The sequence below is a fragment of the Marilutibacter aestuarii genome, assembly GCF_006546775.1.
In the GTDB taxonomy this organism is placed as follows: Bacteria; Pseudomonadota; Gammaproteobacteria; order Xanthomonadales; family Xanthomonadaceae; genus Marilutibacter; species Marilutibacter aestuarii.
This window is the reverse complement of record NZ_VICE01000051.1, coordinates 1-9899: the sequence shown is the minus strand read 5'-3', so window position 1 is coordinate 9899 and position 9899 is coordinate 1. Positions and strand designations below refer to the sequence as shown.

8 protein-coding genes are annotated in these 9899 nt (G+C 70.4%); 5 read left to right on the top strand and 3 right to left on the bottom strand.

Annotated features, from left to right (window positions below):
• Positions 1-223: 223 nt before the first annotated feature.
• A complete protein-coding gene (locus tag FKV25_RS05300; protein ID WP_141517758.1) occupies positions 224-1129 on the bottom strand; it encodes a LysR substrate-binding domain-containing protein in 906 nt (301 codons plus the stop codon).
• A 137-nt stretch (positions 1130-1266) separates the two neighbouring features.
• Here FKV25_RS05300 and FKV25_RS05295 point away from each other — a divergent pair, with 137 nt between their 5' ends.
• A complete protein-coding gene (locus FKV25_RS05295; RefSeq protein ID WP_141517757.1) occupies positions 1267-1470 on the top strand; it encodes a hypothetical protein in 204 nt (67 codons plus the stop codon).
• 30 nt (positions 1471-1500) lie between these two features.
• Here FKV25_RS05295 and FKV25_RS05290 read toward each other — a convergent pair whose 3' ends face one another.
• Together FKV25_RS05290 and FKV25_RS05285 are read right to left on the bottom strand one after the other, a co-directional pair.
• Entirely contained in the window at positions 1501-2817 is a 1317-nt protein-coding gene (locus FKV25_RS05290; protein ID WP_141517756.1) for a sensor histidine kinase, read from the bottom strand.
• Positions 2807-3508 carry a response regulator transcription factor gene (locus tag FKV25_RS05285; RefSeq protein WP_141517762.1) on the bottom strand — a complete coding sequence of 234 codons (702 nt, stop codon included), beginning with the start codon at positions 3506-3508 and terminating at the stop codon, positions 2807-2809. The genes FKV25_RS05290 and FKV25_RS05285 overlap by 11 nt, the downstream gene beginning before the upstream one ends.
• Before the next feature lie 226 nt (positions 3509-3734).
• Between FKV25_RS05285 and FKV25_RS05280 the strand changes: the two genes are divergently transcribed.
• The 4 genes from FKV25_RS05280 (at position 3735) to FKV25_RS05265 (ending at position 9771) form a co-directional block, all read left to right on the top strand.
• The gene (locus FKV25_RS05280) at positions 3735-4538 is read left to right on the top strand and encodes a phosphatase PAP2 family protein (RefSeq protein ID WP_246071940.1); all 804 of its coding nucleotides are present in this window, start codon (positions 3735-3737) and stop codon (positions 4536-4538) included.
• Entirely contained in the window at positions 4535-6220 is a 1686-nt protein-coding gene (locus tag FKV25_RS05275; protein WP_246071938.1) for a phosphoethanolamine transferase, read from the top strand. The genes FKV25_RS05280 and FKV25_RS05275 overlap by 4 nt, the downstream gene beginning before the upstream one ends.
• A gap of 130 nt (positions 6221-6350) precedes the next feature.
• The gene (locus FKV25_RS05270; protein WP_141517755.1) at positions 6351-7412 is read left to right on the top strand and encodes a DUF4344 domain-containing metallopeptidase; all 1062 of its coding nucleotides are present in this window, start codon (positions 6351-6353) and stop codon (positions 7410-7412) included.
• Positions 7413-7632: 220 nt separating this feature from the next.
• Entirely contained in the window at positions 7633-9771 is a 2139-nt protein-coding gene (locus FKV25_RS05265) for a TonB-dependent siderophore receptor (protein WP_246071936.1), read from the top strand.
• The last annotated feature ends 128 nt before the right edge of the window (positions 9772-9899 follow it).

Below are 9899 nucleotides of genomic sequence, written 5' to 3'. Positions count from 1 at the left end.
GCGGCGTCCGCGGTGTCGGTGGCCGGCGCGGCGTCGGCCACGGCAGGCGCCGGAGCGGCGGTGTCGGCATCGGGCTGCGCATTGCAGGCGGCGAGGATCGGCAGCAGCAGCGCGCTGGCGAGCGCGGTGGTGAGGACACGTTGCATCGGCGGGTCTCCAGTGGATGGGGCGCCCAGCCTACCCCAGCGGGCCGGCGATCGCGCGTGCGGGGCCATCTCCCCGCTCAGGCGGTCGCGTCCAGGTGCTGGCCGTATTCCAGGGCCTGCGCGTGCAGCCATTCGCGGAACGCCAGCAGGCCGGCGTGGTCGGCCGATCGCTGCGGATAGACGAGGAAGTGGGCGTAGTTGGTGCGCATGCGCTCGTTGCTCAGGCGTACCAGCTGGCCGGACTCGATCAGCAGGCGGGCGCGGGTCAGGCGGCCGAGGCTGACGCCCACGCCGCTGGCCGCGGCCCGCAATAGGCTCTCGGTGTCGTCGAAATTGGCGGCGTAGCGCTTGGGCGCGCTGCCGCCGAACTCGGCGAACCAGGCCAGCCACTGTTCGTGGCCGTCGTCGGGTTCGCCCAGCAACGGCCAGCTGCCCAGTTCGGCCAACCGCGGCGTGCCGAGCCGTGCCACCAGTTCCGGACTGGCGACCGGCGCGACCCATTCGTCGAACAGGTGTTCGCTGACCAGGCCGGTCCAGTGGCCCTTGCCGATGCGCATCGCTGCGTCGACGTTGCGGTCGCGTTCGAAGTCCACCACCACCGTGGTGGACTGCAGGTTGATCTGCACCTTGGGGTGGGCGGCCAGGAAATCGCCCAGGCGCGGGACGAGCCAGGCCGAGGCCACCGAGGGCGTCACGCTGATCGTGAGCACCTCGTCGTGGCGCGGGCCATAGGGTCGCAACGCCTGCTCCAGCGCCTCCAGGTGCGGCGCCACCCGTGACATCAGGTGCTGGCCGTCCGCGGTCAGGCGCACGCCGCGCGAGCTGCGCTCGAACAGGCGACGGTCCAGGCGCTCCTCCAGGCTGCGGATCTGGTGGCTCAGGGCACTCACCGTCAGATGCATCGACTCCGCGGCCCGGGTCAGGTTGCCGGCACGTGCGGCGGCGGCGAAACCCAGCAGGGCATGCATCGGGGGGCGGGCCATGGCGGTCTCCAGACTTGAACCAAATTCAAGGTGAGCTTGCGTAAATGTCGCTTTTTACTGAAACACAGCCGGACTATCTTGCACTCCACCCCACGAGGCTGTCCACGAAGGACGGCTGCACACACAGGAGTCCCGCCATGAATCTCTACAAAGGTCTGCTGTTCCTGCACGGGCACGTCATCGATCCCGCGATCCTCGACGACGTGGCGCCGCAGGCCCCTGCCAGGGGTGCGGACATGCCGGCGCGCGCGATCGAAAGCGCCCCCCGGACGCGCGGCGCGCGCGCACCGCACCCCGCCGCGGTGGTGCCGGCGGTAACGCCGGGCGACTGCTGCGCCTGAGCGGAAGGCCCCCCCCCCGCCGCCGCGCGATCAGCGTGGCGCCGGGGCATGGCCCGGGCCGAAGTCCAGCACCGTGGTGGTCCCGTGGCCATGGTCGGAGGCGATGTCCAGGCGCCAGTCCAGGTGCTCGCACAGGCGCGCGATCAGGGCCAGTCCGATGCCGCCGCCGTCGCTGCCGCCGCCCTCGCGGGCCAGCCGCGCGTAGATCGCGCTGATCTCCTCCGGCGACATGCCATGGCCCGGGTCCTCGATGACCACGCGGGCCGGATGCTCCAGCCGCACCCTGACGCGCCCCCGGTCGCTGTTCTCGATGGCATTGCGCAACAGGTTGCCGACGGCGGCCTGCACGATCGGCAACGGGGCCATCAGCGTGGCGGGGGCAAGCACGTCGACATCGATCGCCAGGTCCTTGCCCTCGGCCAGGTGGCGATGCTGGTCGACGATCTCCGGCAGCAGGGCGTCCAGGCGGATCGCCACGGAGGCGTCGGCGAGCCGCGCGGGATCCTTGGCCAGCACCAGCAGCAGCGACACCAGCTGCTCGACTTCGCGCGCGGTCCGCTGGATCCGCTCGAGCTGGACGCGCGCGGCTTCGGGCAGGCCGGGTTCGCGCGCGGCGAGGGTAGCGGCGCCGGCGATCACCGCGATCGGCGTGCGCAGCTCGTGGCTGGCCTGGTTGATGAAGCCGCGCTCCCGGTCGACGAAGCGGTCGTTGCGATCGATGAACTGGTTGAAGGCGTCGGCGATCACCGCGACCTCGCGACTGGCGCGCGTCGGCACGGGCACGCGGCGATCGGCGCGGTCGGGCTGGATGGCGGCGATGCGCCCGGCGATCGCATCGAGCGGTCGCATCAGGCGCGCCACGATCCAGCCGATCGCGAGCGTGGCCAGCATCAGCGTGGTCAATGCAGCGGCGATGATCACCGCGGCCAGCTCGTGCTCGCGGGCCTCCAGTGGCTCGGCGTCCAGTGCCAGCATGACCGGCCGGCCGTCGATCTCGCGCACCAGCAGCACGGTGTCGCGACCGTCGACGAGGATGTCGTCGTGCAGGCCGGGCCCATAGCCGGTCAGCGCGGGCGGGATCGGCGCGCCGCCGGGGCCGCCGTAGAGCGCGATGTTGTCCGAATCCACCCAGCGGTAGCCGGGCTCTTCGCGCTGGCGCTCGAGCAGGTGGTCCAGTTCGCCGTCGAGCAGGGTCTTCCAGACGATCCGTTCCACGTACTCGTTGACGACCAGGCCCTGGAAGACCACCGCCACCGACAGCAGCGCCATCGCCCCGACGACCGCCAGCAGGATCCGGTTGCGCAGGCTCGAGCGGCGCGGGCTCGCCGGGGGCGGTTCAGTCGCCATCGGCATTCCCCGGTGAAGGGTCCGGCGGCGCGATCCGATAGCCGACCCGAGGCAGGGTCTGGATCAGCTTGGCCGCGAAAGGACCGTCGATGCTGCGGCGCAACTCGTAGACGTGCGAGCGCAACATGTCGCCATCGGGCGGCTCGTCGCCCCAGAGGGCGTGCTCGAGTCGTTCGCGCGACACCGCCGCCGGGCTGGCCTCCATCAATACCGAGAGCAGCTTGCGGCCGGCGGGATAGAGGTGAAGCACCCGGTCCTGGCGCGTCGCCTCCAGGGTGTCCAGGTCCAGGCGCAGGTCGGCGACCTCGAGCATCCGGCGTCGCCCGCGGCCTCGCGCACGCTGCACCAGCGCCTCCAGCCGGATCTCCAGTTCGGCCAGGTCGAAGGGCTTGGTGAGGTAGTCATCGGCGCCGGCGCGGAAGCCGCGGATCTTGTCGGGCAATTCGTCCCGCGCGGTGAGCATCAGCACCGGCACGTCGCGCCCCGCCTCGCGCAGCGCCGCCACCACGGCCGGGCCCTCCATCCTGGGCAGCATCCAGTCGAGGACGATCGCGTCGAATGCCTGGGTGACCGCCAGGTGCAGGCCGGTGATCCCGTCGGGGGCCGCATCGAGCTGGTGGCCGCGGGCCTCAAAGTACTCGAAGAGGTTGGCCATCAGGTTCCGGTTGTCTTCCACCACCAGCAGGCGCATCGGCATGTTCCGTGTTCGCGCGGCGCCGGGATCGTTCCCGGCACGAGAGGGATTGTGGGCCGAACGGCGGCCCGCCGCGACCAGGATTCCAGCCTCTGCCGCGCGCTGTCGGAAAAGTGTCGGAACGCCGCGCGGATAACGAACGATGAATCCGGTTCCGACCTTTGTCCGACACCGCGCCGCCGACCATGCCCGCGCCTTCCGAATCCCGTCACCCGACCGGCGCATGACTCCCGAAACCCGCATGGCCCAGGCCTTCCCCGAGCACGTCCGCCTCGACCCGGCGGTGAACGCCCGACCGCTTGTCGCGCGCGCTGCGCCCGCATGGGCACCCAACGCCGACTTCTTGCGCCGGCACGCGCTCTGGCCCCTGCTGGGGTTCGCCGTGCTGGCCACGCTGGCGATGGCCGGGCAGGGCGACGCCTGGATCGCCGACCGCCTCTATGCGTGGGAAGGCCACCGTTGGGTGCTGCGCGATGCCTGGGCCACCGAGCACCTGATCCACCGGGGCGGCCGCGATTTCAGCGCGCTGGCCTGGCTGATGGTGCTCGCGGGCTGGGCAGTGGCCTGCCTGCGACCGGGGGCGGCGTCGCTGCGCCGGCCGTTGGCCTACCTGCTGGTGGCCACGCTGGCGTCGACCCTGACGGTGGCCCTGCTCAAGAATGCCACCGCCATGGACTGCCCGTGGGACCTGGCCCGGTACGGCGGCCACCTGCCCGCGGTGGGTCTGTTCGAGCTGCGCCCGGCCGGCATGCCGGCGACCGCCTGCTTCCCGGCTGGCCATGCCAGCGCCGGTTATGCCTGGGTCGCGAGCTACTTCTTCCTGCGCGTGGTGCAGCCGCGCATGCGCCATTGGGGCCTGGCCTTCGGCCTGGGGCTGGGCCTGGTCTTCGGCGTGGCGCAACAGCTGCGCGGCGCGCACTTCGTTTCGCACGACGTGTGGACCGCGGCGATCTGCTGGTTCGTGGCGCTGGGCGCCTACCTGCTGTCCTGGCCATCCGCGGCCACGACGCGCGGAGCGCTGCGATGAATGCCATCGCTTCGAGGGTGACCGCCGGCGGACGCCCGCACGCGATGCCGCGACCGCGATGGCAGTGGCCGGTGCTGGGCAGCGAACAGCTCGCGCTGGTCGCCAGCCTGTACTTCGCCGCGGCCTGCAACACCACGTTCTTCGGCGCGGTGATCCAACGCGGTGGCCTGCACGGGGCCCAGGGCTGGTGGACCGCCGTCGCCCTGTTCGTCGCGATCGCGGCCCTGCATTTCCTGCTGCTGTGCGTGCTGTTCACGCGCTGGACCGCGAAACCGGTGTTGGTGGCCCTGCTGCTGACCAGCGCCCTGGCGGTGCACTTCATGCGCGATTACACGGTGTACTTCGACACCGACATGATCCGCAACATCCTCCACACCGATCCGGACGAGGCGGGTGAGCTGGTCAATGCAGGCCTGTTGCCGTCACTCCTGCTGCTGGGCGTACTGCCGTCGATGCTGGCGGTACGGGTGCGCCTGCGCCGGCGCACCTGGCGACGGGCGGCGTGGATCCGCGCGCTCAGCATGGCGCTGGCCCTGGGGGTGGCGTCGCTGGCGATCCTCTCGTCCTTCCAGTCGGTCTCCTCGCTGATGCGCAACCATCGCGAGCTGCGCCACCTGGTCACGCCGGGCAACTACCTGGTGTCGGCGCTGCGCGTGGCCACCGAGCACCCGTCGCGGCCGAAGGGGCCGCGTGAACCGGTCGGCCTGCAGGCACGGGTCGTCGGCCGGCCCGCCGGCACGCGGCCACGCGTGCTGGTGCTGGTGGTCGGCGAGACCCTTCGTGCGCAGAACTGGGGACTCAACGGCTATGCCCGCGATACCACGCCCGCGCTGCGCCGCATCGACCCGGTGAACTTCACGGATGTCACCGCCTGCGGCTCGAACACCGACGTCTCCCTGCCTTGCATGTTCTCCGACGTCGGCCGGGCAAACTACGACAAGCAGCGGATCCAGTCGCGCGAGTCCCTGCTAGACGTCCTCGACCATGCCGGCGTCGCGACGCGCTGGATCGACAACCAGAGCGGTTGCAAGCACGTGTGCGACGGCATCGCCCACCTGTCGGTCTCGCATGCGCAGGACCCGGTCCTGTGCAGCGGGGATCGTTGCCTGGACGGCATCCTGGTCGATGCGTTGTCCCGCACGCTCGATGAAACGGCGGGTGACCGCGTGATCGTCCTGCACATGCTCGGCAACCACGGGCCGGCCTATTTCAACCGTTATCCGCACGACGCGCGGGCTTACCTGCCGGAATGCCGCAGCGCGGAACTCGCGCACTGCAGCCGGGAGGAGATCGTCAACGCCTACGACAATGCCGTGCGCTACACCGACAGCGTGCTCGCGCGGCTGGTCGCGACGCTTCAGGCCGACGCCGGCGTCGACAGCGCACTGGTATATGTGTCCGACCATGGCGAGTCGCTGGGCGAGGACGGGGTCTACCTGCATGGCCTGCCGTACGCGATCGCCCCGGACACCCAGGTCCGCGTGCCCATGGTCATGTGGTTCTCGCCGGGCATGCAGGCCAGCCGGGGCCTGGACCTGCAGTGCCTGCGCGAGGTCGCCAGGCGTCCGGCCAGCCACGACAACCTCTTCAGCTCGGTGCTCGGCCTGATGCAGGTCCAGGCCCCGGAATATCGACCGGGCCTGGACCTGTTCCGGCCCTGCCTGCCCGCGACCGGCGCCTGAGGCCGTCACCGGACGCGCGCCGATGGCGCGCGCGGTACCGCCGCGCCCCCGGAATGGTTAGGATTCCCGTGGAGTCGTCCCCCCGGCCCGCCGCGCGGGCGGGGACGACACGACTGCCTTGGGGAAGCACATGTCGCAAAGAGTCCTGATCATCCTGTTGTCGCTGACGCTCGGCCTGGTCAGCGGCGCCTTCGGCTGGTCGCTGATCGTCGGCAAGCGCCATGCGCAGGCCGTGGAAGCCGCGCGCGAGGAGGCACGCGAGGCTGGCCTCGAGGAAGGCCGCGCCGCCGCCGAGAAAGCCCTCGAAGCGGAGCTCGCCGCGCTCAAGCCGGTGGTCTTCAACGAGGCGCCGGAAGCCGAGAACAAGCCCGGTGGGGTCGAGTTCGAATACGAGTACGTCGACGCCAGGAGCGAGGCGCTCAAGCCCTTCCAGCAGATGGCGGTCGACGGCGACATGCTCCACCACCAGCCCGAGGTCCAGGCCATCGACGGCATGTTCATGCTGCCGCGGCCGATCAAGTACATCACCGCCGAGTGCGGCGAGGTCAACGCCTTCTACTCGGCCGAGCGCGGTGAAGTGGTCATGTGCTACGAAACCATGCAGGTCCTGCTGCAGCGTGGCGAGGAGCTGGCCGCGGGCAACGAGCTGGACGAGGGGTTCGCGCGCCGCTACCTCGACGCCAACGTGCGCTTCATCCTGCTGCACGAAACCGGCCATGCCTTGATCTCGATGCTGGAGATCCCGATCACGGGGCGCGAGGAAGACGCGGTCGACCAGCTGGCGACCACCCTGATGCTGCGTTTCGCCGGCATCAACGAGTCCACCAGCGTGGTCGCCGAGAACCTGCGCATGGCCTCGAACTGGTTCCTGGCGCGCAGTTCCGGGAAGTACAACCTGGACGTATACGCCGACCAGCACGCCCTGGGCGAGCAGCGCTATTTCAACCTGCAGTGCATGCTCTATGGCAGCGACCCGGCGCGGTACCTCGACATCGTCACCAGCGGCGACCTGCCCGAAGCCCGGGCCAAGGGCTGCCCGGAGGAGTCGCGACGGGTCAGCCGGGCGTGGCTGCGGCTGTTGCTGCCGTATGTCGCGCCGAAGTACCAGATGAGCGAAGAGAAGGCCGAGCGCCTGTTCGAGGAGCGCGCCCGCGAGCGCGAGCGCAACGCCGACATGCCTTACGTCCGCTGATCCCGGCCCCGCGTCGCGGGTCTCGCCGAGGCCGGGTCCGTCCCGGCCTTTTTCGTGGGCGCGACGGCGCCTGGACGATGCATTGCCGAAGCCGCGGCTGGATTGTTAAACTAAGAATCATTCTCAGTTGCTGCCGGATTGTCTTCCCGTGGGAAGGCATGTCCCGCCGCACGTGACCCATGGACAGGGTCGGCCCCTTCCGTCCTTCCAGAGGTACCCGATGTCCATCGGCCGTCTTCCCGCCCGTCCCGCCCGCCCGTCCCTCGTCCTGCGCATGGGCACGCTCGCCGGTGCGCTGCTGCTCGCGCTGCCGTGCTTCGCACAGGCCGCGCAGGCCCCGGACACCGCGGACGCCACCGACCTGGACACGGTCGAGGTCCGCGCCCCGATCGCGCGCAGCAGCGACACCGCGACCAAGACCGACACCCCGATCCGCGAGATCCCGCAGTCGATCTCGGTGGTCACCAGCGAGCAGATGCGCGAACGCGCCATCCACGGCGTCGAGGAGGCGGTGTGGTTCGTCGCCGGCGCCCAGGGCGGTGGCTACGGCAACGACTCGCGCAGCGACTGGTTGCTGGTGCGCGGCTTCACCCCGGCCCGCTACCTCGACGGCCTGGCCCTGGCCGACGGCTCGGGCACCGGCATCACCCGGATCGAGCCGTACGCACTCGAGCGCGTGGAGGTGCTGAAGGGCCCCTCGTCGGTGTCCTACGGTGCGATGCCGCCCGGCGGCATGGTCAACTACGTCAGCAAGCGGCCCACCGAGGACGCCCTGCGCGAGATCGAGGCCCAGGTCGGCAGCTTCGGCCTGCGCCAGGCCGCCGCCGACGTCGGCGGCCCCCTGGGCGAGGACGGCACCTGGCGCTATCGCCTGACCGCGCTGGCGCGCAACAGCGACGATCCGGTCGACTACATCTTCGACGACCGCTACTACTTCGCGCCTGCGTTGACCTGGCAGCCCGACGCCGCCAACGCGCTGACCGTGCTGGCTTCGTACCAGAAGGCCGAGACCATGTCCGGCGCCGGCTTCCTGCCGGCCGAGGGCACGCTGCTGCCCAACCCGAACGGCAAGATCCCGTTGAACCGTTTCACCGGCGAGCCCGGCGAGAACGACTACGACAAGACGCGCAGCGCCCTGGGCTACGAGTTCCGCCACGACTTCGACCAGGACACCCGCTTCCAGCAGAGCGTGCGCTACGCCCGCACCGAGGTCGAGACCGGCGCCTCGGTCGGCCCGTTCGGCTTCACCGGCGACCAGCGCACCCTGCTGCGCTACCTGTTCCCGACCGAGGAGCGTTCCGACACCCTCGGCATCGACAACCACCTGCAGTTCGCCTTCGACACCGGGCGCGCGCGCCATGTCGTGCTGGCGGGGATCGACTGGCGCCGCGGCGAGAACGACTACGCGTCGGCCTTCAGTTTCGCCGCGCCGCCGCTGGACGTGTTCGACCCGGTCTACGGCGGCCCGGTGACCCGGCCCGACTACACCAGCCGCACCGTGCAGACGCAAAGCCAGCTGGGCGCCTACGTGCAGGACCAGGTGCGCCTGGACCGCTGGGTATTCACCCTGGGCGGCCGCCAGGACTGGGTCGGCACGGACACCGAGGACCGCATCAACGGCGGCCGCGCGCACCAGAGCGACGAGAAGTTCAGCGGCCGCGTCGGCGTGAACTACCTCTTCGACAGTGGCTGGGCACCGTACGCGGGCTACTCGCAATCCTTCCAGCCGACCGTCGGCACCGACTTCGACGGCAATGCCTTCGTCCCGACCACGGGCGAGCAGGTCGAGGTGGGCCTCAAGTTCCAGCCGGCCAACGGCCGCCTGCTGGCGACGCTGTCGGCCTACGAACTGCGGCAGCAGAACACCCTCGTCGTCGACCCCAACAACACCCTGTTCCAGATCCAGCAGGGCGAGGTCACCGTGCGCGGCGCCGAGCTGGAAGGGCGCTGGAACGCAGGCAACGGCCTGAGCCTGTTCGGCGCGTACGCCTACATCGACTCGGAAGTCACCGAAACCACCGACCCGCTGTCGCTGGGCGCCGAGATCCCGTTGCAGCCGCGGCACGCGGCGTCGCTGGGCGCGGACTACACCATTGCCTACGGCGTGCTGGCCGGCCTCGGCTTCGGCGGTGGCGTGCGCTACACCGGCGAGCACTTCGGCGACGCCTACAACCAGTGGCAGACGCCGTCGTACACCCTGTTCGACGCCGCGGTGCACTACGACATCGGCCGCTGGCGCCTGCAGCTCAACGCCAGCAACCTGACCGACAAGGAATACATCAGCGTCTGCAACAGCGCCGCGTGGTGCTACTACGGCTACCCGCGGATGCTGACCGCCACCGCGCGCTTGCGCTGGTGACGCCGCCCGGGTCGCGGACGATCGCATGAGCGTGCTCCTTCCCATCGCCACCGGCCTGCTGGCCTGGACCTCCGCGCTGGCGCTGTATGCGGGCAGCGGGCATTGCCGCTGGCCGCGCCTGCGCCTGC